The following is a 23073-nucleotide window of genomic DNA, read 5'->3' as shown; positions in this document are numbered from 1 at the left end:
CGCAACCGGCATTTCGGTTATCGCGGATTCACACGCTACCGACAATGCCGGGAATGTGAGGGCTTAACGCGAAGACGTGTCTGCTCGATCAGCACCGGGTTGAGCCGACCCGCGATCGATGTCGGGCTCGAGGTAGATGATCCTCGCTTGTGGTACGGCAGTACGGATTCTTGCCTCGGCGTCGTCAATGGTGTGCGCGACCGCCACGACATCTGTGCCCGCCGGGATCGCGATCTTGGCGGCGACGAGGAGTTCGTCTGGCCCGAGGTACTGGGTCTTCATGTGGATCACGCGGTCGACCCCACCGGATTCAAGCGCTTCGCGTAGGGCAGCCTCCTCCTCCACCGTCGCGCCCTCTCCGATCAGAAGGCTCTTCATCTCGATGATCAGCACGATCGCGATGACGCCGAGCAAGACGCCGATCGCCAGCGTTCCGATGCCGTCCCACACCGCATTACCCGTGATCATGGTCAAACCGACGCCGAGCAACGCCAACACGAGACCGATCAGCGCACCGGTGTCTTCGAGCAGAACCACCGGGAGTTCCGGGTTCCTCGAGTTGCGGATGAAACGCCACCACGACGCGCGTCCTTTGAGAGGTCGCGACTCGCGCATCGCCGTCGTGAAGCTGTAGCCCTCGAGGCAGATGGCGACAAGCAAGATGACGATCGCGACGATCGGCGATTCGAGGCCGTGATCGTTTGCGTGCGTGATCTTCTCGATGCCCTCGTAGATCGCGAACATCGAACCGAGCGTGAAGATCACCAACGCCACGACGAACGAATAGAAGTATCGAGCGCGCCCGTAACCAAAGGGATGAAGCTGGTCGGCTTCCTGGCTCGCGCGCTTCTGCCCGAGCAATAACAGCCCCTGGTTGCTGGTGTCTGCGACCGAGTGCACACCCTCGGCGAGCATCGACGACGATCCCGTGATCGCGAATCCGACGAACTTGGCCACAGCGATACCGGCGTTTGCAGCGAGCGCTGCGAGAATTGCCTTCTTCGAACCTTCAGCCGACACCGTGTTGTCCTTCCATCGGCGCCTCCTGCCATCGACGCCACTGCCCGTCCGTCGAACAGGCGTCGCCGGAGCCTCTTGTCGCCTGAGACTCTAACCGACTACGCCGCACCGAACATGCCGGAGTTTCACGCGGGTGGGTGTGGGACCACGCAGGCCCCACACCGCCCCGCCTCCCCCAGTCAGGACGCCCCTTCCAGGACGGCCGCATTCAGATGGAGCCGAAACCGCGCCCGATCGCCCCGTCCAGCTCCGACATCGTGTTCGACGCGTTCTGCACGCCGCGGTGGAGGCCGAACAGCTGATCGCGCGACTGGAGGAAGATGCGGTCCCAGTTCGCCTGCGCCTGTTCATACGACGCCTTGGCCGTGGTCGACGTCCAGCTCCCGTCGAGCGAGTGGACCTGCCGCTTGAGTTCGTCGGCGAGGTCGCTCAAGCGCGCGAACTCCGACTGGAGATTGCCGCTGAGGTCGCCGAGACCCGCGAAGTTGTATTCGATCTGTCCCATGTCTGGATTCCCTTCTTATCGCTCGAGGCCAGTGCTTTCGAGCATGGTTGTGTCGAACGTGAATATCGTTGTGTCCGAGATCGTTTGGTCGTGGCGGCTACGTCAGAGCCGCACACCTCCCGGCTGGAACCCACTCGCGACCTGAGCGTCGTTGTCCTCGTAGCCGGCGAAGCCGCTGCTGAGCTTGTTCCGGATGTCGTCGAGCGCGTTGTGCAACGCCAATGCCGACGAGTTCCAGTCGGCGTGGGTATCGGTGAAGGCCGCCGACGCCTTGCCCTGCCACGACGCCGCGCCGTTCGACGACGCCCGTGCGATGCGGCCGATGGTCTCCTGCATGTCCGCGACCACCCCCGCAACCGATTTCGTTGTGGCCATTGCCGATTCGACGTCGACCTTGACCGCCCCCCCGCTGTTGTCACCGAGATTGAGCATCCTGATCCTCCTGTGGTTGAGCACCGAATCACGGTGCCTCGCGGTATCCGCGACTCAGATACCGCTGGTGTGCACGACGATCGGAATCGGTTCCGATGTCGCTTCCCGCACGTATGGCCCGGAGTTCACCGGGACCACCAGCCGTCGGGAAGGGTCTCGATCAGCAGACCTACTGCCTGGCCGATGCGATGACCCGAACCCGGCGACAGCGTGGTCCACACCCTGCCGTCGGGAGATCTACTGGGACCGGCGATGATTCGACCGCGAGACGTGTCGATGACGCCGAGCGCTCCCGGGGACTGCGTGAGCAGGCCGTCGCGCCGGGAGACCGCGACGATCTCTGTACGACGCTCGATAGTCGCGAAAGCACGTGCCACAGTGCCGGAATCGCTCGGCGGCATACCCAATCGCGTCAGTGTTCGCGCAACCTCCCCGGTGGTCAGACAGCGCCCCAGGCGATCTGCGAGTTCGTCGCACGGACACGCGAGTGCACCGAATTCGAGCGGCTCCGCGGGCACTACGGACCGGTCAGCTCTTCCGTCGTCACCGCGATCCGTGCAATGCCGACGTACCAGCGCCGAGATTCCGGCACCGTCGTTGAGTTCCACGACCGTGATGTCGATGGTGTCGCCGCGCCTGACCGCAAAGACATGCTCGCCGTCGCGCCGCGCGAGACACCCACGGATGGTGTCGGATTCGGTGAATGTTCGTATCTCCAACTCTCGCTCAGGCCGGGCGAGTACTCGCAACGCCGCCACAAGCCACGGCGCTGGATCGCCGAGGTCGTCGATGAGTCGAAGCTCTGCGATACGGGAGTCGGCCACAATGTCCGCGGCGCGCGCACGCTCGGCGTCGTCGTCGATGGCGAACAGGTCGAGGACAACCGGCCAGGTGGTAACCCCGAGCCGCATACCGACTCTGCGCAGTGTCGCGACATCCACTCGTCCACCGCGAGTTGCTGTCCAGATCATCGCGTCGACACCTCCCCGAGGCGAAGAGTCTGCTCGAGATAGGCGGGATCTATTGTCGACGAGCCGGATTCGGCGTCGGAGTCGATCGTCACCTGCGAAGTGACCGCCACGCCCGCCTCAGCCCAGGTGGCCGGCGCCTCGTGGGCAATCCCGGCGCCGCCGATGGGCTCGCCGGAAACGGCGGCTACGGATACCGGGCGAGACACACGCTGCTCGTTCGTCGCGGCAACCGCGGGGGCGACGGGCGGTGGCATCGACTCTGGCGACACTGGCCGTTGCGTCGGTGTCGGCGCAGCGGCGGCCGCGGCCTGCGGAGCCGACGCGAGGGTCGTCGCCGCGTACCCGGTTGTGACCGGTGCTGGCGCCATGGTCGCGAACGGCATTCCGCCCCCGCCTACCTGCGTTGCCCCGGTCTGCGGTGTTCCTATCTGCGGCGTCCCCGTCTGGCGCTGCGCCTTTGCGGCGTCCGCTGCGCTGCGGGCCGCCGACTGCTCGGCAACCAGCGCAGCATCGGAGACCAGCAGCGGTGCGCGGCGATCGACATGCCACGGTTGCGCAGAGGGCATCGCAGCCTGCTCGTATGCCTCCATCACCCGAGCCGCGCGCATGCGCTGATCGTGTCGAGCACGCTCGGCATGGGCAGCAGCGCCCGTGATGACTGGCGCAACCGCACTCACCGACCTCGCAAGCTCGCTGAGTCCGTCGACCAGGTCGACCTCCCCCGCAGCGGGCATCGCCAGCCGGGCGACCGCTGCCGCCGCACCCTGCCCCTGCGCCAGAACAGCGTTCGACGCCGCAGTCGCAGCCGCATCGGCAAACCAGCCACCCAACGCGGCGAGCCGATCGAGCGCATCGCTCGCATGGGAGGATTGCCACGATCCGCCCAACCGCGCCAGGATGACGCTGTATTCGACTGCCGCGTCGCCCATCTCAGTCGCAACGACACCCCACGCGCACCCCGCCTCGATCAAGGGCGCAGGACCAACACCGGACGCGAGATCGGAGACGAGCCGATCAGTGGTACGTGCGTCCCAGACAACGCCGGTGAAACCGGTCACTGCACTTCTCCTTTCCCACCGAGAGGGTCACTGCTGCACCGTTGTTCGAGGGCAGCTCTGTCGTGCTGAATACTGTTGCGGGTGACGCGGTAGCGGCACTCAGATGCGCAGTCCTCGTGCGACTGCGTCGTCGGCGTCGACGACCCCCGTCGCCTGCGCTCGCAATGTGGCGGCGAGTTTGCGTAGTTCGAGGACTCCCGACGCGGCGTCGGCGTCGAATCCACCCGCGACGGCATCGAAGGAGTTCGCGACCGCGATCGACACCTCGTCGCGACCAGCCGGAGTAACCGTCCGCCGGTCGGTGGTACCGATCAACGACCGTTCGACTCGATCGGCCAGCAGGTCGAGGTCTTTTGCGGCAGTGATGAGTTCGTCAGGATCGACGCTCAGTTTCGGATCGGGCACGGCACACCTCCAGGTGTCTCGGACGTTGGTCGTGAATCATTGGTCGTTGGCGAGAAGGTTGATCAACTCCGTGGCTCGATCTCCAGGTCGGAGTCGTGCCACAGGAGGCGGAGTTCGATGTCAGGAGTCGGCGATGGCTCGGGTTGATCAGGTTGATCGCCGATCACCGAGGGGGCCACCTCGCGCGACTCGCCGACCACCTCTTGACCGTGCTCTTCGGTGACGAGGTAATCCGGAATCTCGTGGTGCTCAGCGGCATCCGCCGCCCCGCGCGCCGCGCCTGCAGCCATCATCGGGGCCATCGATGCAGGCAAAGGTGCGGCGGTCGTACCGGTCGCCCGTGTTGTCTGCGACGGAGTGAGCGATGCCGGCTCGGTGGTCCCGATCCCGGCTGACATTCCCGGCCGTGCTGCCCCGAGAGGAGCCGATCCCGCACCCATGCCCCCAACGCCCAGACCCCCGACTCCCAGTGCCCCCGCACCCATTCCGGCTGCGCCGACGGTTGCGTCACCTGATCCGCCGCCCGGTCCCGCGAGATCGGGACCGCCACCGGCGGAAAGGTGTTCGAGCCGGGCGGCGTCGACGCCGTCGCCCGAGGCGATGCTGAGCATCTCGCTGACGGGTGTCATCAACGTAGAGGGCAGTTGTGTCGCTGTGGACACGCGTGGCGAGACCGCCTCGAGGATCGAACTGGCCAGCGCGAACGGTGACTGCGCCGCCGACGTTGCGGCAGTCGGCGGGGCGGTCACGTTGACCGGCGCGCCGTTGACGACCATTTGCGTTGTGGGGCCGAGCAATTGGGCCCGAGTCACCGCAACCGCCGCAGTCGCCTCGGCCAGCCCCTCCGTAGCGAATCCGACCGCTACGCCCTGACCGACCGGCGTCACAAGACCAGGTCCGAGGACCGCGATCTTGCCGATCGTCGCCGCGATGATGCCCTGGACGGCCGCGAGGCCCGCCGCCACGATCCCCGCCGCGGCCTGGATGTCGATCGACATCACCCCGCCCTGTGTCGACAGCGCGGCGCTGTCGGCACTTGCCTGCGCCGTTTTCGTCGTCGCACCCAGCGACGCCTGACCTGCCCACAACGTATCGAGCACACCGAGAGCCTGTGTGGCGGTGGACATCGCGGTATCGAGCACCGTCGACAATCCATCGAAGATCATCGACGGATCGAGCGGCGCGCCGGACAGGTCGCCGGTTCCGAAACCGCCCAGGAGATCGGTGATCGGTTTGAGCAGCATGCCGATGTCGATCGTCGGCAGCGGCGGAAGTCCCGGCATGGGCGGCAACGCCGGGAGCTGAGGAATCGGCGGCAGCCCGAGCCCGGCGAGTACCTCACCAACTGGCCGATCGAGGATCGGTCCGAGTGGCGTGGCGTCGATCATGTCCTGGATCGACATGTCGTTGATGGCAGGAACATCTGGAAGCGATGTATCGATCGCGCCGGGCGGGTGCGGCCCACCCGAGGCGGGTTGCGGCGAGGTCACAGCACCGACCGAATTGCTGCTGCGCCGGCCGCGTCGTTTGCGTCGAATTCAGCGAGTGCGGCTACCGTGCTCGCTGCGGTCGATGCATGGACTGCCGCGAGGCTTCCGACAGCGGCCAGATGGTTGGCCTGGGCGGTGATGAAAGCTGCCAAGAACTCTTGGCCGATGAGTCCGAACACCCCGATCATCGCAGCGGTATTCGCAGCAGCGTTGATCGTGCCCGCCGCGCCAACCGCCGTGCCGATAGCCACGTTGGTTGCCGCAAAGCCTTCCAGCACTTCAGGTGTCACCGTCACGTTGTCCATGTGGTCCCCTCGTTGATGCACGATTGCAGGTTTACAGTTGTCGGAGTCTGGGCGGTCTCGAGGCGTCGGGGATCTGACGGGCACTCGACCCGAAAGGTTCCATCGAATTTGCCGACGTCGCGTCGGTGTCGGTCATCGACTCTCGAGTTGCTCGGTGAAGGCCGCGGTGAACTCTTCGGTGAGCGCCGCACGCGCGGCGAACGCACGTTGAGCGCCGAGAAGCGCTGTAGCGACAATCTGTTCGCCCAGCCGCGTCTCGCCGAGGTCGTTTGCGCCTTCTGCCAGCCACAGACCGGTGAGCGCCCCCTTGCCGTCGACCTCAGCGGTCACCAGCCCGTCTGGCGAACTCTCCCGCACGCTCAATGCGGCCAGCCGATCTCCGAAGTCGGCGAGGTGGCCCAGTTGGGCCCGTGCTCGCGCTTCGAGTTCATCCATTGCACCCGTCATCGCATACCCCTCACACTCGACGCATCCACGACGCCGGAACGTCGTCGCGCTCGTCGTCGAGTTGCTCGGCGTGGGAGAGGTCGTCGGCTGTCGGTAAGCCCATCGCATCGACGACGTCGCGCGAGGCCCCGGCTTCGAGAAGCTCGTCGCGCCAACGGATACCGGCAGCCATCGCCGATTGCCTGCAGAGCCGCAAGATCTCGTCGGCGAGTACGTCGGGTCTCTTCTCGAGTTGCGATCGGTCGATGCGGACACGCGTTGGCAGACCCTGTGGTGTGGTCACCACCGTGATTGCGCCCGATCGTGATCGCGCAGAAGACATTTGGAATGCTGCAGGAACCTTTGCTTGTGGATCGAGGTCGCTCGTCGAACCCGAATCCTTGTTGCGCCCGAAGTCGTTGTGTTTCCCGAAGTCGTTGTGCTGCCCGAAGTCGTTGTGCTGCACTGCCATCTGATCCCGCACTCCCCCTGTGCCTCCGTACGTGACTCAACCGACCGCGCCCCTGACCTCAGTCGTCCGTCGCGTTGTGCGTTGAGATATTGCCACCCCTCGGGCCTCCCGGCCATACCCCGACGCGTGCTTGTGGATAAGTCATTCTGTCGGATTTTTACGTTTCAGAACGAACAAACGTGTAAACAACTTCGAGGGGATCGGTTCCGCCACCACGCGGCGCTGGTCAGCGACTCTCCCCAACGGCCTACACCCCGGGCCACGTGCCGCCGAACGTCGACGTCGGAGCCGCTCTCCGAGCGATCGACCGCCGAGCTAGCGACCCTCTGCGCTATCCACTTCAGCGCTATCCACCTCAGCGCTATCCACCTCAGTGCTGTCAACCTCAGCGCGATGCATCGCCGAGTCGCCGACTTGCGCATCGTCACTCTCAGCGCGGCCACCCTGGGGGCTATCGGCCCCTGAGGCACCTACCCTCGAGCTGCCAACGTGCGCGCCGTCGACCTGCGCGCCGTCGGTCGCGGTCGCATCAGCCGCCTTCAGGCGACGCAGTGCGCGCCACCGTCGTGTTCCCTCGATGAGCGTCGGGACCACCACGGTCAGCACCGACGCCACGATGATCAGTTCGAGATGATCACGGATGATCGGGACGGAGCCGAGAAAATAGCCGAGCACGATGATGCCCGCCGCCCAGACGATGCTGCCCAGAACGCTGAAGAACGTGAACACCGAGTGGCGCATCCCGCTGAAGCCCGCGACAACCGGGGTCAACGTGCGCACGATCCCGATGAACCGACCGAAGAACACCGTCAGCGGGCCGAACCTGTCGAAGAAACGGTGCGTCCTCTCGACGTAGGTCGGTCCGATCGTGCGCATCAGACGCCCCTCGAGCACGCCGCGCCCAAGCCGTCGACCGATCAGGAACCCACACTGATCGCCGAGGATCGCAGCCAACGGAACCGCCACGCAGAGCAGCCAGAGCGGGGCGAAGGGTTCCGGCTGAGCAGCGAAGACACCCGCGGTGAAGAGTATCGAGTCGCCGGGGAACACGAAGCCGATGAGCAGGCCGGTTTCGACGAAGATCAGCACGCACAGCCCGACGAGCCCGCCCGTGGTCAGAAACGCGTCGATGTCGAACGGATTCATTGCCCGCAAGCCTATCGACACCTTGACGCCCGCGATGTGGTCGAGTCCACTCGTTTGCGCTCACGTTAACTCGCTGCAACATGGTGGGCAGACAGCGCCTATCGGGTGTTAACTCGAAGAGAAGGCGTTGTGGTCACATGCCGCCAGCCCAAACATCACGCCGTTGTGATCACGCGAGGAGTCAGTCGTGTCAGAAGCCCCGACCCGAGTCGGCGGAATCAAACGTTCCGGCGGCTCATCGTCTGCGAATCTACGCCCCGTCTCTGACACTGAAATGCGCATCGAATACAAGGTCATCCACGGCTACCGGCGGGCTTATCGGATCGCGGGCAGCGGGCCGGCACTTCTCCTCATCCACGGCATCGGCGACAACTCGTCCACCTGGAACGAAGTCATCCCGATGCTCGCCCAGCACTACACGGTCATCGCACCCGACCTGCTGGGACACGGGCGGTCGGACAAGCCGCGCGCCGACTACTCTGTGCCCGCGTTCGCGAATGGGATGCGCGATCTGCTCGTTGTGCTGGGAATCAGCAAGGTCACCGTCGTCGGGCACTCGCTCGGTGGTGGCGTCGCGATGCAGTTCTGCTATCAGTTCCCCCGGTTTGTCGAGCGACTCGTCCTCGTGGCGGCGGGCGGTGTCAGCCGGGAGGTCAACCCCGCTCTCCGGCTGGTGACGTTGCCGCTGGTCAACAGCGCGCTCACAGCATTACGGGTTCCGGGGGTGCTGCCGGCACTCCGATTTGGTGCCAGCGTGATCGCCGCGACGCCGACGCCGCCGGGAATCCCCGACCTCCCGCACGATCTGTCACCGAAGCGCATGCTCAACGACCACGAGGATCTGCTACGCGTCCTCGGCGACCTCGCGGCGCCCACCGCCTCTGCGGCGTTTCTCCGCACCCTGCGGGCAGTGGTCGACTGGCGAGGGCAATCGATCACGATGCTGGACCGATGTTATTTGACCGAGTACCTGCCCGTTTTGATCGTCTGGGGCGACGACGACACCGTCATCCCCTATGAACACGCCCTGCTCGCGCATTCCGCGATCGGCCACAGCGAGATGTCGACGTTCCATGGCTCGGGTCACTTCCCCTTCCACGACGACCCGGAGCGCTTCGTGCAGGTCGTCATGGAGTTCCTCGAACGCAACGAACCCATGGAGTTCGACTCCCAGGTCTGGCGCAGGCTGATGACCGAGGGCCGCAAGAGCGCCGACATCGTCGGCGACGAACAGACCGTCGAGGCAGTGTTCGACGCCATCGACGACGAGCGCAGCGCAACCTGAGGTCGGCCAACCGACCGACATACGCCAAGTCGTTTACACCGCGTAGCGACACCTGTCAGGGGTCCGTGCGAGGATTGGCGCCATGAGTTTTCCCGACAATTCGAACCAGGAGGCCCGCGGCAACGGGCAGCCTTTCGGTTCGTCGCCGTACGGCGCTCCCTCACCGTTCGGCCCCGCCGCCTCCGGCGACCAGTTCCTCCCCCTCCCGTACGAGAACGGAACCCCGGGTTCGCCCCAATACGGTCCCGCCTACGGCGCCCAGGGATACGGCGCCCATGGATATGGAAGTCAGGGATATGGCGCTCAGGGATACGCGGTCCCCGGTTACGGATTTCATGCCGGTTACCCCGGCGCCCCGGACCCGATGGCGCCCTTTGGCCGTGACCCCTACACGGGTGAGCGCCTCTCGAACAGGTCCAAGGTCGCGGCAGGTCTACTTCAACTGTTCTTGGGCAGTTTCGGCGCGGGACGGTTCTACCTCGGATACACCGGGATCGGCGCAGCGCAGCTCGTGCTGACGGTCGTCGGGTGGGTCACGATGTTCATGTTCATCGGCATATTCATTCTGCCCGCGGTCGGGATCTGGGCCTTCGTCGACGCCATCATGATTTTCACCGGCAGTGTCCGCGACTCGAACGGATACAAACTCCAACCTTGATGCCAAAGTGAAGGTGATCAAATAGTGAGGATGGTGACCCAGTGAGCTACCCGGACGCACCTCGACCCGATCTGTCGAAGTCTCGCGGTCAGGAATCGGGCGCCCCTGGATGGAGCGGCGTCGAGATGCCGCCGACACCGGACCCCGGAAACTACGCTGCCCCACCGATACCGCCACCGCCACCGGGCGATCCGATCCTCGTCTCGATCGGCGACATCCACTGCACGCGCAGCGAGGTCATCACGCCTGCGGGCAACGCACCCCTAGCCGGATCGCGGTGGAGCTTCGTCGACATGTCACGCACCACCAATGAGATTCCGCAGTGGGCTCTCATCGTGGCAATCGTGACAGCCGTCTTGTTCTGCGGACTCGGTCTGCTGTTCCTCCTCGTCAAGGAGGAGCGCACCGTCGGGTTCGTGCAGATCACCGTCTCTGCCGGACCGGTGGCCTACACCGCCGCGATCCCGGTCACCTCCCGCGCGGCCGTCGCCGATCTCGGGGCGCGCGTCAACTACGCGCAGACACTGGCATATTCGGCGTAGCGGCACTCAGTAGCGGCACTCGACTGCCGGGGCCGGTCACTCATCGACACACCGCCGCTCCCGCCAACTAGTCGCCGCAACATCCTTGTGCGCCTTCGGTTGTCGTGACCCGCACGTCGCGGGTGATCGCATTGCGCGCCGCCAGCTCGTCGGCTGCCGGGTAGTCGACGCCGACGAGACACAGGCCCCGCGCCTCGGCGACCGGCACCTTCGCGCTGCGTTCACGCTCGCCCAGAAGCGCCCGACACCAGTCGACGTCACGCCGACCATCCCCCACCGACGCCACCGCGCCGACGAGCGAGCGCACCATCGACCAGCAGAACGCATCCGCGCTGACCTCGCCGATCAGCACGCCTTCTGCGTCGCGCGACCAAGAGAACCGTTGTAGATCGCGGATCGTCGTCGCGCCCTCGCGGCGTCGACAGAATGCGGCAAAATCGTTGAGGCCCAACAACACCGACGACGCCGCGTTCATCGCCTCCACGTCGAGCGGCCGTCGCCATGCCGCGGTGGTGCGCGCGAGCACCGGTTCGGCACCGAACACCGCGTCGGAGAGTCGGTACCGGTAGTGACGCCGCAGCGCCGAGAACCGTGCGTCGAAGTGTTCACTGACCGGCGCGGCCTGCTTCACGCGCACATCGTCGGGAAGCATCTTGGCGAGTCGTCCGACGAGGCGCCCGGGGTCGCCGTCGATGGAACGCGTGTCGAGCGCGGACACGGGAATGTCGGCGTGCGCGACCTGCCCGGTGGCGTGGACCCCCGCGTCCGTCCGGCCGGCGACGGTCAGCCGGACCGGTACCCGCAGCACCGTCGACAATGCGGTCTCGACGACCTCACATACCGTTCGCTGGCTGATCTGTCGCGCCCACCCAGCGAAATCGGTTCCGTCGTAACCGATGTCGAAACGCAGACGAACGGACCCGCCACCTGGTGTGGTGGCGGGTCCGTTCATGTCTGGCGTGTTCAGCCGTCCGACCTACTTGTCGTCGGCCTTGTCACCGTCGACGTCGGCGTCAGCAGCTTCGGCCTCCGGTGCGGTGGCAGCCGTCGACTCATCGTCGACAGCCTCGGCCACGGCCTCGGCGTTCTCGACCTGTGCCGGGGTTGCCTCGTCGGCGACGGCCTCGACGACGTTGTCGGCCTCGGCTGCCGGAGCAGCGGCCTTCTCGTCAGCGGCCTTCTTCGACGCAGCAACACGCGTGGCGCGGGTGGCCTCGGTCGACGCGGTGTTCTCGCGCACCAGCTCGATCACAGCCATGGGGGCGTTGTCGCCCTTGCGGTTGATCGTCTTGATGATGCGTGTGTAGCCGCCCGGACGGTCCGCGAAGAACGGGCCGATCTCGGCGAACAGCGTGTGGACGACGTCCTTGTCGCGGATGTCCTTCATGACCTCACGACGGTTGGCCAGCTTGCCGGCCTTGGCGTGGGTGATGATCTTTTCCGCGTACGGGCGCAGGCGCTTGGCCTTTGCTTCGGTGGTGGTGATGCGGCCGTGCTCGAAGAGCGAGGTGGCAAGGTTCGCCAACATCGCCTTCTGGTGGCTGGCCGACCCGCCGAGGCGGGCACCCTTGGTGGGCTTGGGCATTGTCTTCTCCTAGGAGGACCCGGCGATCGCTCGACGAGTCAGGTTTGGCAGTCGCAGCGACTAGAGCTGCTCGGTCTCCGCGAAATCCTCACCGGAGTCAGCGTCGAAAGACGCGTCGTCCGACCACGTTCCGGTTGCCGGGTCGTAACCGGCGACCTGCGACGGATCGAAGCTGGCCGGGCTGTCCTTGAGCGACAGACCCAGGGTGTGCAGCTTGACCTTCACCTCGTCGATCGACTTCTGACCGAAGTTGCGGATGTCGAGCAGATCAGACTCGGTACGCGCAACCAGCTCGCCGACGGTGTGGACACCTTCGCGCTTGAGGCAGTTGTACGAACGGACGGTCAGATCCAGATCCTCGATCGGCAGGCTGAACGACGCGATGTGGTCAGCCTCCGCAGGCGACGGCCCGATCTCGATTCCCTCAGCCTCGACGTTGAGCTCCCGAGCCAGACCGAACAGCTCGACCAGGGTCTTGCCCGCGGACGCCAGGGCGTCACGAGCGCTGATCGAGTTCTTGGTCTCGACGTCGAGCACCAAACGGTCGAAGTCGGTGCGCTGCTCGACGCGGGTGGCCTCCACCTTGTAGGTGACCTTCAGCACCGGCGAGTAGATCGAGTCGACCGGAATACGGCCGATCTCGGCTCCCGACGCCTTGTTCTGCACGGCAGGCACGTAACCACGGCCCCGCTCGACGACGAGCTCGATCTCGAGCTTGCCCTTGTCGTTCAGGGTGGCGATGTGCAGATCCGGGTTGTGCACGGTGACGCCGGCGGGCGGCACGATGTCAGCACCGGTGACGGTGCCCGGACCCTGCTTACGCACATACATGGTGACCGGCTCGTCCTCTTCGGAGCTCACCACGAGGCCCTTGAGGTTCAGGATGATGTCGGTGACATCTTCCTTCACGCCGGGGACGGTGGTGAACTCGTGCAGAACTCCGTCGATGCGGATGCTGGTGATCGCAGCGCCCGGAATCGAGCTGAGCAGGGTACGACGCAGCGAGTTACCGAGGGTGTAGCCGAAGCCCGGCTCGAGCGGTTCGATAACGAACTTCGACCGGTCGTCGGCGATGATCTCCTCGGTGAGGGTTGGTCGCTGTGAGATGAGCATTTCTTGATTTCTCCTTGTGGCCGACCGCTATTTGACGGCCTAGAAGTGGACCGAAACAGCTTGTGCTGCTTGGTTTTACTTGCTGTAGAACTCGACGATGAGCTGCTCGGTGAGCGGAACCTCGATCTGAGCGCGCTCGGGCACGTTGTGCACGAGGATGCGCAGCGTCGAAGGAACCACCTGCAGCCAACCCGGAACCGGACGATCGCCGACGAGCTCCTTGGCGATCTGGAACGGGGTGGTCTGCAGCGACTTCGGACGAACGTCGATGATGTCGTACTGGCTGACGCGGTAGCTGGGGACGTCCACGCGAACACCGTTGACGGTGAAGTGGCCGTGGGTGACCAGCTGACGTGCCTGACGACGGGTACGTGCCAGACCGGCGCGGTACACGACGTTGTCGAGACGGGTCTCCAGGATGCGCAGCAGCTCGTCGCCGGTCTTGCCGTTACGACGGTTGGCTTCCTCGTAGTAGCGACGGAACTGCTTTTCCATCACTCCGTAGGTGAAGCGTGCCTTCTGCTTCTCCTGCAGCTGCTGCAGGTATTCGCTCTCCTTGATCCGCGAGCGGCCGTGCTGGCCGGGCGGGTAGGGGCGACGCTCGAACGCCTGGTCGCCTCCGATGAGGTCGACGCGCAGACGACGGGACTTCTTTGTTGCGGGGCCGGTATAACGAGCCATGTTTTTCTCTTCCTCCCTTTCCCGCTAGACCCGACGCCGCTTGGGCGGACGGCAACCGTTGTGCGGCTGCGGGGTGACATCGGAAATGGTGCCGACTTCGAGGCCGGCTGCCTGCAGCGACCGGATGGCGGTCTCGCGACCCGAACCCGGTCCCTTGACGAACACGTCGACCTTCTTGACGCCGTGCTCCTGGGCCTTGCGCGCAGCGTTCTCGGCCGCGAGCTGAGCCGCGAACGGGGTGCTCTTGCGCGAGCCCTTGAAGCCGACGTGACCCGACGATGCCCAGCTGATGACATTGCCGTTGGGGTCGGTGATCGACACGATGGTGTTGTTGAACGTCGACTTGATGTGTGCGTTGCCGTGCGGGACGTTCTTTTTATCGCGACGGCGTGCGCCCTTCTTGGGGCCTGCGCTACGTGACTTCGGAGGCATTACTTCTTCTTCCCGGCGATGGTCTTCTTCGGGCCCTTACGAGTACGGGCATTGGTCTTGGTGCGCTGTCCACGGACGGGCAGGCCACGACGGTGGCGCAGACCCTGGTAGCAGCCGATCTCGATCTTGCGACGGATATCGGCCTGCACCTCGCGGCGCAGGTCACCCTCGACCTTCACCGAGCCTTCGATGTACTCACGCAGCTTTGTGACGTCTGCGTCGGTGAGGTCCTTGGCGCGCAGGTCGGGGCTCAGCCCGGTGCCCGCAAGGATCTCCTTGGAGGTGGTACGCCCAACTCCGTAGATGTAGGTCAGTGCGATCTCGAGCCGCTTCTCGCGGGGAAGATCGACACCAGCAACACGTGCCATGTGGCGGATTTCCTTTACTTTTCAGAGGTCTTCTCCCGGTCCGTCCCCTACTCTGCGAGGGGCTCCGGCCTCTGCACGAAGCGAGTTGTACTCGCTGCGCGGTGTCTCGCGGTGGTCCGCGTGACACAGTCCGGAGGTAGGCGGTGACGCGTCTGTCGCCGCTGGTGCTGGGAGGGCTTCACAAGTTCTGCTCAGCTCTGGTGTGTGTATTCAGTTGTGTGTTTCACCAAGCGATCTGGTGGGGTGCTCCGCGGTCGTACGACCGTGGACGTGATCAGCCCTGACGCTGCTTGTGGCGCAGGTTCTCGCAGATCACCATGACCCGGCCGTTACGGCGGATCACTTTGCACTTTTCACAGATCGGCTTGACGCTCGGCTGAACCTTCACGTCAATCTCTCCTGTTGTCGCCCGTGGGCACGACCGAATGGCCGCACCACACGAGGGTTGTCCCGGACCGGTCTCGGCCGGGAAGTCTTACTTGTAGCGGTAAACGATGCGCCCGCGACCGAGGTCGTACGGCGAGAGTTCCACGACGACCCGGTCCTCGGGCAGGATGCGGATGTAGTGCTGCCGCATCTTGCCGCTGATGTGGGCGAGAACCTTGTGACCGTTCTCCAGCTCAATGCGAAACATCGCATTGGGCAGGGGTTCGATAACCCGTCCCTCGACCTCGATGGCCCCGTCTTTCTTCGCCATGTCCTCCGCGATCCTCGGCGGTGTCGCGATCCGCTCGCAGGGCAACAAGTGCCCGGACGAACGATTCACCCCACTGCCCGGTTGAATCAGTGTTTATCCGTTAGTGTGTTGACACCCGCTCCGAGAGCGAGAGCCTGGCAGCGATGTCTCCGGCCGCGCTCATCGGGTAGATGGCATGCGCATACCGGCACGACAAGCGCACCGACGTTCAATCGTACGCGAACTGGCCTAACAGTCCAAACCCACGACGACTGCCGCCCAGACGCGACTCCGACAAATCGTCCGCTGGGGTGACCGCGGGATGAATACCGTCCGAAGAGTCCCGGATCGGGCGGCCACAGACCCCATCCGGCATCGGTCGACGATCACTCTGGATTGAGTGGACCTCACAACACTCGCAGTGGTCGGCATCATCGCGCTCGCGGCGCTGTTCGATTTCACGAACGGATTCCACGATTCGGCGAACTCCATCGCCACCGTGGTCGCGACACACGTCCTCAAGCCCAAGGTCGCAGTCGTGTGGGCCGCCGGGTGGAACTTCCTCGCGTTCTTCGTGATCGGAACCGCGGTCGCCGACACCGTCGGAGAGACGGTCAAGTCGCAGTACTACAGCGTTGCCGTCGTGTTCGCCGCCCTGCTCGCCGCCGTCATCTGGAATTTCCTCTCGTGGCACCTCGGGATTCCGACGTCGTCGTCGCACGCACTCATCGGCGGTCTCATCGGCGCCGCTCTGGTCAAGGGCGGCATCGACGCGATCAAGGCGTCGAGCGTCGAGAAGACCGCGGCGTTCATCGTGATCTCGCCACTCGCGGGTCTGTTGCTCGGCGGTGCGCTCATGCTCATCCTGCGCGCAGTCCTTTTCCGCGCACCCGTCCTGCGCACCGAGAAGCTGTTCCGGTGGTTTCAGCTCGCATCGTCGGGAGCCATCTCGCTTGCCCACGGCGGCAACGACGCCCAGAAGACGATGGGCATCGTCGCGGGCCTTCTCGTGTCGACCGGCCACCTCACCCAGACCGGTTCGTCGCTTCCGGTGCCCGACTGGGTGGCGCTGGGCTGCTATCTGTTCATCGCACTCGGAACACTGTCGGGTGGATGGCGCATCGTCCGGACGATGGGCACCGGCATCACCCGACTGCGCCCGGTGAGCGGCTTCTGCGCCGAAACGGGTGCGGCGATCGCACTCTTCGGCTCGACGGCGCTCGGCGCGCCGGTCTCGACAACCCACACGGTCGCAGGCGCGGTCGCGGGAGTCGGCACCACCAACCGCAACAGCACCGTCGACTGGTCGGTGTTCCGCAAGATGGTGGTCGCGTGGGTCGTCACCATGCCTGCCGCGGCAATCGTTGCAGCCGCGGTCTACGGCCTCACCCAACTGCCGAGCCTCGCGGCGTCGACCATCGTCCTCGCGGTACTCATCGCTGGACTGCTCGTGCTGTTGTGGAAATCGCTGCGCGCCGCGCCCACGGCGAGCGACGTCGAAGCAGACCTCGACAAAGAAGCCGAGGAGGAATTCCCGATGCTCGCGGGAGCCGGTTCGATCATTCCGAGCGGCAAGCCACGACGCCCTCACGCCCACACGACGGAATCGGATGGTGACGCCGACGCACCAGGTAAGGACGACGCCAAGGCCGCGAAGGAAGCCGAGCAGCGGAAACAACTCGAGGAGCTGAACAAGGTGACGGCCGACCAGGTCCCCGAGTTGTCCTGGTAGTCACGCGATCGGGCAAGGCGACGTGTCACGCTGAGGCATGGGCACCATCGACGACTATCTGGCCGAACTCGACGACGACACCGACTGCGCAGTGATCGAGCACATCTACACGATCGCCCGCGAGGTCGTCCCCGACGCCGAGCAGGGCAAGGGCTACGGCATGCCGGCTCTGACCTACCACGGCAAACCATTGCTGTCGGTGATGCGGGCCAAGAAGCACATCGGCATCTATCCGTTCAGCCCGGAAGCGGTCTCGGCAGCGGCTCCGCAACTCGAGGGCTTCGACATGGACAAGGGCACCATACGGTTCCAACCGTCTGATCCCCCGTCCGACGACGCCATCCGCGCCCTCGTCACCGCACGCCGCGATCAGATCGGGTGAGCCGAAGGGACATCCACCACCAGGGGTGCACCACAGATCCGCTCTACACCGCGCGCCAACCTGTCCGAATTTGGCAAGATCTTGTACATGCGTGCATTTCTGCTCCAGTCGGCACTCTCGGGTGTCGCGCTCTGGGTCGCCACTCTGATCGTGCCCGGCCTGAGCTTCCAGTTCCCCGACAACGCGTCGGGCTGGGAAAAATTCGGGATCGTGGTGCTCGTCGCCCTGATCTTCGGTGTGGTGAACGCCTTCATCAAGCCGATTGTGCAGCTCTTCTCGATACCCCTCTACATCCTCACCCTCGGTCTGATCCACATCGTGATCAATGCGTTCATGCTCCAGATCACCTCGTGGATCACGCACAACACAACGCACTGGGGTCTGCAGGTCGACAGCTTCTTCTGGGCAGCGATCCTCGGCGCGCTGGTGATCTCGATCGTCAGCTGGCTGATTTCAATGGTGCTCAAGGAGCCTGTGCGGTAGCTGACCGCGTGCGCCCAGCGTGTCGTCGAGCCTCGCCGGCACCGCGCAGGTGATCGTCTTGGGTACTGCTACGCCGAGATAATCGCGGCCAGTTGTTCGACGGGCGTCTCCGAACCGAGCACCTGAATCGTCACGTGATTGGCGCCCGCAGCAAGGTGCTCGTCGAGTCGAGCCTTCACCTGCGCTGGGGTGCCATGCGCGACGAGGGCGTCGATCAACGCGTCACTGCCCCCGTCGGCAATGTCCTCATCGGTGTACCCGAGACGCTTGAGGTTCCTGGTGTAGTTGCTCAGATGCAGGTACGGCTGGTCGACGGGTGGGCGACCCACGGCACGTGCCTCGTCGGCGTCCTCGGTCAGCACCACCTTGTGCTCGGGAGCGAGCAAGGCGTCGGGTCCGAGGATCTTCCTGGCTTCGGCGGTGTGCTCGGGAGTGGTCAGGTAGGGATGGGCGCCCAGTGACCGCTCGGCCGACATCCGCAGCATGCGCGGTCCGAGTGCGGCCAGCAGTCGACGGTTGGGCGGAACCTGCTTGCCGTCGAGAGCGTCGAGGTAGCGTCCGACAGCCTTGAACGGCGTCGTGTACTCCGACGTCGCCTCCGGATGCCCGGCACCGACTCCGAGGTAGAAACGGCCGGGGAAGTCGCGTTCGAGTGCGTGGAACTCACCGGCGATCACGTACGGGACGGAGTTCCAGATATTCACGATTCCGGTGGCGACGGTGATGTGTTCGGTCGCCTCGAGGATCGTGCGGATGGGGTGCAGATTCTTGGGCGATCCACCGAGCCAGATGGTCCCGTATCCGAGCTCTTCGATCTGGCGTGCCTCGTCTGGCGAGAACTGCTTGAACCAACCCCACGCGCCGTAGGTGCCGAACTTGGCGATGTGTTCTGCCTTGGTCTGCGCTGCCCTGGATGAAGCGGTCATGTTCACAGCGAACCTCATCTCCGCTCGCCGGTATTCCGACGCGTCGAAGTCGTCACCAGATCTTCATCTGATGTCCGACGTACTCGCCCAGCAGCGGGTGGGTGCGGCCGATCTGTGATGCTGGTCGGCATGCGTGCAGTGATCCAACGAGCAAGTCAGGCGAAGGTGACCGTCGACGGCGAGACGGTCGGCGAACTCGACATCGCGCCCGGCGGCTTCGGTCTCGTCGCGCTCGTCGGGGTCACCCACGACGACACTCCGGCACACGCGACGAAGCTGGCCGACAAGATCTGGCGGCTACGCATCCTCGACGGTCCGGACGGACGCGAGAGCTCCGCGGCCGACCTCGACGCTCCGATCCTGGTGATCAGCCAGTTCACCTCGTACGCCAACACCGCCAAGGGTCGACGTCCCTCGTGGAACGCCGCGGCACCCGGCCCGGTCGCCGAACCGCTCGTCGACGCCGTGGTCGCGGAACTGCGTGCAGCCGGAGCGACCGTCGCGACGGGTCGTTTCGGCGCGCACATGGAGGTGTCGCTGGTCAACGACGGCCCGGTGACGCTCGTTCTCGACGTCTGAGGGAGCCGCTGATCGGGTGGGCGAGTCGCCGACCACCGGATACCGTGGTTTGCATGGGCCGGATCACAGCACGACGTCGCGTTACTCGCGTCCGTCGCGGTGCGCAGGCAACACCGCGCGTCGACGTGCTGGCCGTCGAGGAGCCGTTGGAGATGCGAGTCAACGGCGAACGGCTCGCGGTCACGATGCGGACCCCGGGACACGATGTCGAACTCGCGTCGGGATTCCTCGTCTCCGAGGGCGTGCTGGTTCGAGCGGAGGACCTGCTCACGGCCCGCTACTGCGCCGGCGCCGGGAGCGATGGGGTGAACCTGTACAACGTGCTTGATCTCGCGCTTGCGCCTGGCGTCGCGTCGCCCGATTCGTCTCTGTCGCGCGACTTCACCATTTCGAGTGCCTGCGGGGTCTGCGGCAAGGACAGCATCGAATCCGTCACGACGCGTTCGCGTTTCGACGTCTCCGACGATCCGCTGATCGTCGACGCCGACGCCGTGCTCGATCTACCCGGCCGCCTTCGCGAGCACCAGAAGGTCTTCGCGAAGACAGGCGGGTTGCATGCGGCGGCTCTGTTCGACGGTCGCACCGGTGAGCTGCGTGTGGTCCGCGAGGATGTCGGGCGCCACAATGCCGTCGACAAGGTCATCGGGTGGGCGTTGGCACGCGACCTGCTCCCCCTGCGCGGACAGATCCTCCAGGTGTCCGGGCGTGCAAGCTTCGAGCTGGTGCAGAAGGCGATCATGGCAGGCATTCCGATGTTGTCGGCGGTCTCGGCGCCGTCGTCGCTGGCCGCCGACCTCGCCGAGCAGCAGGGGCTGACCCTTGCCGGGTTTGTTCGGGGCGAGTCGATGGTCCTGTACAGCCGTGCCGATCGCGTCTCGTGTAACGACGCGGGCTCCCATGAAGAATTCTCAATTGCGACCAATCAGAAAGGGACGTGATGAAGAGCTTCTGGTGTGGTGCGGTCATTCCGAATTGCGAGGCAACGTTCGAGGCGGCAACCGAGGACGAAATTCTCGACCGTGTCGCCGCGCATGCCGCCGACGACCACGGGCTCGATGAGCTGTCCCCGACAACAGTCGCTCGTGTCCGTGAAGTGATTGTTGATCAATGAGTTCCTCCGACCGCGCCAACACACAGTCTTTGGGGGCGCGAGTCGAGTCGGAGCTAGAGCGTGAAGTGGATGCTCTGATCCATTCGGCTCAGGCCCCGACGGTCGTATTCCAGCCCATCGCCCATCTACCGCAGTTGAGGGTCGTCGGCTACGAAGCTCTGAGCAGGTTCTCGGCGCAACCGCGTGTCAGCCCCGATCAGTGGTTTGCGGCGGCTGCCCGCATCGGACGAGAGGCCGACCTCAGTGCACTCGTCCTCGAAAAGGCACTGTCGACAAGGGCCTCGCTGCCGCGTCGGACTTTTCTGACGGTGAACATCTCCCCCGAGGTGTTGCTCTCCAATGCCATACAGAAATTGTTGGAGGTCGGCCCGCTCGACCGGATGGTATTCGAGCTCACCGAGCACGCCATCGTCACCGACTACGACCAGGTTGCTGCTGCCATCGCGAGAGTGCGCGAGCTCGGCGGATTCGTCGCTGTCGACGACGCAGGCGCGGGATACGCGAGCATGCACCACATCCTGACGCTGCACCCCGATTTCGTGAAGCTCGACGGTTCGCTTGTGGCAGACCTGCACCGCGATCCGGCGAAGTCGGCGCTCGTCGAAATGTTCGGCGAATTCACCAGCAGAATCGACGCCTGGTTGATCGCCGAGGGCATCGAGTCATCTGATGACCTCCATCGGTTGCGCCAGCTCGGGGTGCCGCTCGGACAGGGATACCTGCTGGGAAGACCGGCCGAGGCGATGACTGGAATCGATCCGCTGCTCAAGACGCGGACGCGCGATCTGTGCGAATCGAGAGAGACCGTGGCACCCTTCATCGAAGCGGGCCAGACGGCATCCGCCGACTCCGACGATGCCGTGTTGCGGACGATCTTCGACGCCAACCCGGAGGTCGCGGCAATAGCTCTGCTCGACGCAAGCGAGGCCCGATCCACCTCGCGGCCAGGTGCGGTGAGCGAGATGTCGCTCGGCACAACACAATGCGCGTCAATCGTGCCGCCGATCGACGAGAAGTGTTGCGACGTGCCATGACCCGGCCGAGGCACACGCGGTTCGACCCGCTCGTGTGCTGCGACGAGAACGGTCAGTACATAGGCATGGTGCCCATCGACGCACTGATCTCGTCGCTCGCTGCCCGCTGAGGTGGTCGACCACTCAGAGACGAATACCCGAATCCCCTTCGAACCAGTGCAATTCGCCTGCATCCGGGATCAGGCCGAGCGATTCACCGACCTTGAACTCGTGCCTGTGGTCGGCACGGACGACGATCCGTCCGTCTCGAACGGCGACGTCGGCCGAGCAGTAGACGAACTGCTCGGACCCCAGTTCCTCGACCAATTCGATACGCGCCGTTAGTGAACCGAGCGTCCCCGGACCCGTGACCTGCCACGATTCAGCCCGCAGCCCGACCACCAACCGCTGTGGCGCTGAACGGGGAACGGCGATCTCGGCGTCGCCGAGATGCGCACGGCCGGCGTCGATGTCGACGTCGATCAGACACATCTGAGGTGAGCCCATGAACCCGGCGACGAAGGTGTTTGCCGGGCGCGCGTAGATTTCGCGCGGGCTACCCACCTGTTGCAGAACACCTTTGCGGAGCACCGCGACACGATCGCCCATCGTCATGGCCTCGACCTGATCATGCGTGACGTAGAGCGTCGTCGTACCCAATTCACGCTGTAGTGCGGCGATCTGCGCGCGGGTGCTCACACGCAGCTTGGCGTCGAGGTTCGACAGCGGCTCGTCCATGCAGAAGACCTTGGGACGCCGAACAATTGCTCGTCCCATCGCCACTCGCTGACGCTGGCCGCCGGAAAGTTTCGACGGTTTGCGGTCGAGCAGCTCCTCGAGTTCGAGCATCGCGGCGACCTCGGACACGCGGGTTGCCGTGTCGTTCTTCGACATTCCGGCGTTGCGTAGCGCGAATCCCATGTTCTGCGCGACCGTCATGTTGGGGTACAGCGCGTAGTTCTGGAACACCATCGCCACATCGCGGGATTTGGGTTCGAGACCGATGACGTCCTGTCCGTCGATGCTGATGGAACCCGCTTCCACCGACTCGAGGCCAGCCAGCATACGAAGCGTCGTCGACTTGCCGCATCCCGACGGCCCGACGAGCACCATGAACTCTCCGTCTGCCACCTCGAGGTCGAGATGGTCGACGGCGGGCGACGCGTCAGGACTGAACTGACGCGTCGCCCCGTCGAATGTCACTACCGCCACGTCACGCTCCCACTGCGTCGATAATGGCCGAGTCTCTGTTGACGTGGCCGATACCGATTGTGCTG

31 protein-coding genes are annotated in these 23073 nt (G+C 64.8%); 10 read left to right on the top strand and 21 right to left on the bottom strand.

Translation table 11 applies throughout. The features are described 5' to 3' along the window. Window positions 1-63: 63 nt before the first annotated feature. The 11 genes from ABW18_RS10470 to ABW18_RS10420 all read right to left on the bottom strand — a co-directional run bounded on the left by ABW18_RS10470 (window position 64) and on the right by ABW18_RS10420 (window position 8230). Window positions 64-1020, bottom strand: coding sequence for a cation diffusion facilitator family transporter (locus ABW18_RS10470; RefSeq protein WP_049698894.1), 957 nt, complete (start codon window positions 1018-1020; stop codon window positions 64-66). A gap of 208 nt (window positions 1021-1228) precedes the next feature. Continuing rightward, window positions 1229-1525, bottom strand: a complete 297-nt coding sequence (locus ABW18_RS10465; protein ID WP_049698893.1) for a WXG100 family type VII secretion target — start codon at window positions 1523-1525, stop codon at window positions 1229-1231. Window positions 1526-1627: 102 nt separating this feature from the next. Next, a complete protein-coding gene (locus ABW18_RS10460) occupies window positions 1628-1957 on the bottom strand; it encodes a WXG100 family type VII secretion target (protein WP_049698892.1) in 330 nt (109 codons plus the stop codon). A gap of 125 nt (window positions 1958-2082) precedes the next feature. Beyond that, window positions 2083-2928: an ESX secretion-associated protein EspG gene (locus ABW18_RS10455; protein WP_049698891.1), complete on the bottom strand. Its 846-nt coding sequence runs from the start codon at window positions 2926-2928 to the stop codon at window positions 2083-2085. Next, window positions 2925-3986 (bottom strand): PPE domain-containing protein, encoded by a 1062-nt coding sequence (locus ABW18_RS10450; RefSeq protein WP_049698890.1) that lies wholly within the window; start codon window positions 3984-3986, stop codon window positions 2925-2927. The genes ABW18_RS10455 and ABW18_RS10450 overlap by 4 nt, the downstream gene beginning before the upstream one ends. Window positions 3987-4085: 99 nt before the next feature. Further along, a complete protein-coding gene (locus tag ABW18_RS10445) occupies window positions 4086-4391 on the bottom strand; it encodes a PE family protein (protein WP_049698889.1) in 306 nt (101 codons plus the stop codon). Window positions 4392-4453: 62 nt separating this feature from the next. Beyond that, complete coding sequence (locus ABW18_RS10440) at window positions 4454-5881, bottom strand: hypothetical protein (protein WP_235434345.1); 1428 nt, start codon at window positions 5879-5881, stop codon at window positions 4454-4456. Next, window positions 5878-6186, bottom strand: a complete 309-nt coding sequence (locus tag ABW18_RS10435) for a type VII secretion target (RefSeq protein WP_049698888.1) — start codon at window positions 6184-6186, stop codon at window positions 5878-5880. Before ABW18_RS10435 ends, ABW18_RS10440 begins: the two co-directional genes overlap by 4 nt. A gap of 132 nt (window positions 6187-6318) precedes the next feature. Continuing rightward, window positions 6319-6633: a YbaB/EbfC family nucleoid-associated protein gene (locus tag ABW18_RS10430; RefSeq protein WP_082938142.1), complete on the bottom strand. Its 315-nt coding sequence runs from the start codon at window positions 6631-6633 to the stop codon at window positions 6319-6321. A 10-nt stretch (window positions 6634-6643) separates the two neighbouring features. Next, complete coding sequence (locus tag ABW18_RS10425) at window positions 6644-7096, bottom strand: hypothetical protein (protein ID WP_197494628.1); 453 nt, start codon at window positions 7094-7096, stop codon at window positions 6644-6646. Between the two features lie 303 nt (window positions 7097-7399). Continuing rightward, window positions 7400-8230 (bottom strand): DedA family protein, encoded by an 831-nt coding sequence (locus tag ABW18_RS10420; protein ID WP_414651976.1) that lies wholly within the window; start codon window positions 8228-8230, stop codon window positions 7400-7402. A 274-nt stretch (window positions 8231-8504) separates the two neighbouring features. Between ABW18_RS10420 and ABW18_RS10415 the strand changes: the two genes are divergently transcribed. From ABW18_RS10415 to ABW18_RS10405, 3 genes are all read left to right on the top strand, one after another. Further along, window positions 8505-9515 (top strand): alpha/beta fold hydrolase, encoded by a 1011-nt coding sequence (locus tag ABW18_RS10415; RefSeq protein ID WP_231894362.1) that lies wholly within the window; start codon window positions 8505-8507, stop codon window positions 9513-9515. 82 nt (window positions 9516-9597) lie between these two features. Next, window positions 9598-10173, top strand: a complete 576-nt coding sequence (locus tag ABW18_RS10410) for a TM2 domain-containing protein (protein WP_049698886.1) — start codon at window positions 9598-9600, stop codon at window positions 10171-10173. 41 nt (window positions 10174-10214) lie between these two features. Then, window positions 10215-10715: a hypothetical protein gene (locus ABW18_RS10405; RefSeq protein ID WP_049698885.1), complete on the top strand. Its 501-nt coding sequence runs from the start codon at window positions 10215-10217 to the stop codon at window positions 10713-10715. Between the two features lie 67 nt (window positions 10716-10782). Here ABW18_RS10405 and truA read toward each other — a convergent pair whose 3' ends face one another. The 8 genes from truA to infA all read right to left on the bottom strand — a co-directional run bounded on the left by truA (window position 10783) and on the right by infA (window position 15591). Next, on the bottom strand, window positions 10783-11667 hold the full coding sequence (truA, locus tag ABW18_RS10400; RefSeq protein ID WP_049698884.1) for a tRNA pseudouridine(38-40) synthase TruA: 885 nt from the start codon (window positions 11665-11667) through the stop codon (window positions 10783-10785). A gap of 24 nt (window positions 11668-11691) precedes the next feature. Then, on the bottom strand, window positions 11692-12300 hold the full coding sequence (rplQ, locus tag ABW18_RS10395) for a 50S ribosomal protein L17 (RefSeq protein WP_005207983.1): 609 nt from the start codon (window positions 12298-12300) through the stop codon (window positions 11692-11694). A gap of 60 nt (window positions 12301-12360) precedes the next feature. Continuing rightward, entirely contained in the window at window positions 12361-13413 is a 1053-nt protein-coding gene (locus tag ABW18_RS10390) for a DNA-directed RNA polymerase subunit alpha (protein ID WP_005207982.1), read from the bottom strand. 75 nt (window positions 13414-13488) lie between these two features. Continuing rightward, window positions 13489-14094 carry a 30S ribosomal protein S4 gene (gene rpsD, locus ABW18_RS10385; RefSeq protein ID WP_005207981.1) on the bottom strand — a complete coding sequence of 202 codons (606 nt, stop codon included), beginning with the start codon at window positions 14092-14094 and terminating at the stop codon, window positions 13489-13491. A gap of 24 nt (window positions 14095-14118) precedes the next feature. Next, window positions 14119-14526 carry a 30S ribosomal protein S11 gene (rpsK, locus tag ABW18_RS10380; RefSeq protein WP_005207980.1) on the bottom strand — a complete coding sequence of 136 codons (408 nt, stop codon included), beginning with the start codon at window positions 14524-14526 and terminating at the stop codon, window positions 14119-14121. Further along, on the bottom strand, window positions 14526-14894 hold the full coding sequence (gene rpsM / locus ABW18_RS10375) for a 30S ribosomal protein S13 (protein WP_005207979.1): 369 nt from the start codon (window positions 14892-14894) through the stop codon (window positions 14526-14528). Before rpsM ends, rpsK begins: the two co-directional genes overlap by 1 nt. A gap of 274 nt (window positions 14895-15168) precedes the next feature. Continuing rightward, window positions 15169-15282, bottom strand: a complete 114-nt coding sequence (rpmJ, locus tag ABW18_RS22380) for a 50S ribosomal protein L36 (protein ID WP_005207978.1) — start codon at window positions 15280-15282, stop codon at window positions 15169-15171. An 87-nt stretch (window positions 15283-15369) separates the two neighbouring features. Further along, window positions 15370-15591, bottom strand: a complete 222-nt coding sequence (gene infA, locus ABW18_RS10370; protein ID WP_005170487.1) for a translation initiation factor IF-1 — start codon at window positions 15589-15591, stop codon at window positions 15370-15372. 379 nt (window positions 15592-15970) lie between these two features. Here infA and ABW18_RS10365 point away from each other — a divergent pair, with 379 nt between their 5' ends. From ABW18_RS10365 to ABW18_RS10355, 3 genes are all read left to right on the top strand, one after another. Next, the gene (locus ABW18_RS10365) at window positions 15971-17302 is read left to right on the top strand and encodes an inorganic phosphate transporter (protein WP_049698883.1); all 1332 of its coding nucleotides are present in this window, start codon (window positions 15971-15973) and stop codon (window positions 17300-17302) included. Between the two features lie 37 nt (window positions 17303-17339). Continuing rightward, window positions 17340-17684, top strand: coding sequence for an iron chaperone (locus ABW18_RS10360; RefSeq protein WP_049698882.1), 345 nt, complete (start codon window positions 17340-17342; stop codon window positions 17682-17684). 87 nt (window positions 17685-17771) lie between these two features. Then, window positions 17772-18167 (top strand): phage holin family protein, encoded by a 396-nt coding sequence (locus ABW18_RS10355; RefSeq protein ID WP_049698881.1) that lies wholly within the window; start codon window positions 17772-17774, stop codon window positions 18165-18167. A gap of 68 nt (window positions 18168-18235) precedes the next feature. Here the strand turns inward: ABW18_RS10355 and ABW18_RS10350 are convergent, their stop codons facing one another. Further along, a complete protein-coding gene (locus ABW18_RS10350) occupies window positions 18236-19093 on the bottom strand; it encodes an LLM class F420-dependent oxidoreductase (RefSeq protein WP_049699050.1) in 858 nt (285 codons plus the stop codon). Between the two features lie 129 nt (window positions 19094-19222). On the opposite strand from ABW18_RS10350, the gene dtd reads away from it, so the two are divergent. The 4 genes from dtd to ABW18_RS10335 are packed head-to-tail and all read left to right on the top strand — an operon-like array spanning window position 19223 to window position 21817. Further along, window positions 19223-19672: a D-aminoacyl-tRNA deacylase gene (gene dtd, locus ABW18_RS10345; RefSeq protein WP_049699049.1), complete on the top strand. Its 450-nt coding sequence runs from the start codon at window positions 19223-19225 to the stop codon at window positions 19670-19672. Window positions 19673-19725: 53 nt separating this feature from the next. Further along, a complete protein-coding gene (gene fdhD / locus ABW18_RS10340; protein ID WP_049698880.1) occupies window positions 19726-20610 on the top strand; it encodes a formate dehydrogenase accessory sulfurtransferase FdhD in 885 nt (294 codons plus the stop codon). Then, on the top strand, window positions 20610-20783 hold the full coding sequence (locus tag ABW18_RS22375; RefSeq protein ID WP_064870713.1) for a DUF1059 domain-containing protein: 174 nt from the start codon (window positions 20610-20612) through the stop codon (window positions 20781-20783). The genes fdhD and ABW18_RS22375 overlap by 1 nt, the downstream gene beginning before the upstream one ends. Further along, window positions 20780-21817, top strand: coding sequence for an EAL domain-containing protein (locus ABW18_RS10335; protein ID WP_231894363.1), 1038 nt, complete (start codon window positions 20780-20782; stop codon window positions 21815-21817). Before ABW18_RS22375 ends, ABW18_RS10335 begins: the two co-directional genes overlap by 4 nt. 123 nt (window positions 21818-21940) lie before the next feature. Here the strand turns inward: ABW18_RS10335 and ABW18_RS10330 are convergent, their stop codons facing one another. Beyond that, a complete protein-coding gene (locus ABW18_RS10330; protein ID WP_049698879.1) occupies window positions 21941-23008 on the bottom strand; it encodes an ABC transporter ATP-binding protein in 1068 nt (355 codons plus the stop codon). Between the last annotated feature and the right edge of the window lie 65 nt (window positions 23009-23073).

Origin of the sequence: Gordonia jacobaea, assembly GCF_001186365.1 — a bacterium.
Taxonomy (GTDB): Bacteria; Actinomycetota; Actinomycetes; order Mycobacteriales; family Mycobacteriaceae; genus Gordonia; species Gordonia jacobaea.
Note: the sequence above shows the minus strand (reverse complement) of the source record. Positions and strands in the feature narration are given on the sequence as shown.

Coding starts and splice junctions, on each gene's coding strand:
- ABW18_RS10465 (WP_049698893.1), bottom strand. CDS start 1,525: ATGGGACAGATCGAATACAACTTCGCGGGTCTCGGCGACCTCAGCGGC.
- ABW18_RS10460 (WP_049698892.1), bottom strand. CDS start 1,957: ATGCTCAATCTCGGTGACAACAGCGGGGGGGCGGTCAAGGTCGACGTC.
- ABW18_RS10455 (WP_049698891.1), bottom strand. CDS start 2,928: ATGATCTGGACAGCAACTCGCGGTGGACGAGTGGATGTCGCGACACTG.
- ABW18_RS10435 (WP_049698888.1), bottom strand. CDS start 6,186: ATGGACAACGTGACGGTGACACCTGAAGTGCTGGAAGGCTTTGCGGCA.
- ABW18_RS10430 (WP_082938142.1), bottom strand. CDS start 6,633: ATGACGGGTGCAATGGATGAACTCGAAGCGCGAGCACGGGCCCAACTG.
- ABW18_RS10420 (WP_414651976.1), bottom strand. CDS start 8,230: ATGAATCCGTTCGACATCGACGCGTTTCTGACCACGGGCGGGCTCGTC.
- ABW18_RS10415 (WP_231894362.1), top strand. CDS start 8,505: ATGCGCATCGAATACAAGGTCATCCACGGCTACCGGCGGGCTTATCGG.
- ABW18_RS10410 (WP_049698886.1), top strand. CDS start 9,598: ATGAGTTTTCCCGACAATTCGAACCAGGAGGCCCGCGGCAACGGGCAG.
- truA (WP_049698884.1), bottom strand. CDS start 11,667: ATGAACGGACCCGCCACCACACCAGGTGGCGGGTCCGTTCGTCTGCGT.
- rplQ (WP_005207983.1), bottom strand. CDS start 12,300: ATGCCCAAGCCCACCAAGGGTGCCCGCCTCGGCGGGTCGGCCAGCCAC.
- ABW18_RS10390 (WP_005207982.1), bottom strand. CDS start 13,413: ATGCTCATCTCACAGCGACCAACCCTCACCGAGGAGATCATCGCCGAC.
- rpsD (WP_005207981.1), bottom strand. CDS start 14,094: ATGGCTCGTTATACCGGCCCCGCAACAAAGAAGTCCCGTCGTCTGCGC.
- rpsK (WP_005207980.1), bottom strand. CDS start 14,526: ATGCCTCCGAAGTCACGTAGCGCAGGCCCCAAGAAGGGCGCACGCCGT.
- rpsM (WP_005207979.1), bottom strand. CDS start 14,894: ATGGCACGTGTTGCTGGTGTCGATCTTCCCCGCGAGAAGCGGCTCGAG.
- infA (WP_005170487.1), bottom strand. CDS start 15,591: ATGGCGAAGAAAGACGGGGCCATCGAGGTCGAGGGACGGGTTATCGAA.
- ABW18_RS10360 (WP_049698882.1), top strand. CDS start 17,340: ATGGGCACCATCGACGACTATCTGGCCGAACTCGACGACGACACCGAC.
- ABW18_RS10355 (WP_049698881.1), top strand. CDS start 17,772: ATGCGTGCATTTCTGCTCCAGTCGGCACTCTCGGGTGTCGCGCTCTGG.
- ABW18_RS10350 (WP_049699050.1), bottom strand. CDS start 19,093: ATGACCGCTTCATCCAGGGCAGCGCAGACCAAGGCAGAACACATCGCC.
- dtd (WP_049699049.1), top strand. CDS start 19,223: ATGCGTGCAGTGATCCAACGAGCAAGTCAGGCGAAGGTGACCGTCGAC.
- fdhD (WP_049698880.1), top strand. CDS start 19,726: ATGGGCCGGATCACAGCACGACGTCGCGTTACTCGCGTCCGTCGCGGT.
- ABW18_RS22375 (WP_064870713.1), top strand. CDS start 20,610: ATGAAGAGCTTCTGGTGTGGTGCGGTCATTCCGAATTGCGAGGCAACG.
- ABW18_RS10335 (WP_231894363.1), top strand. CDS start 20,780: ATGAGTTCCTCCGACCGCGCCAACACACAGTCTTTGGGGGCGCGAGTC.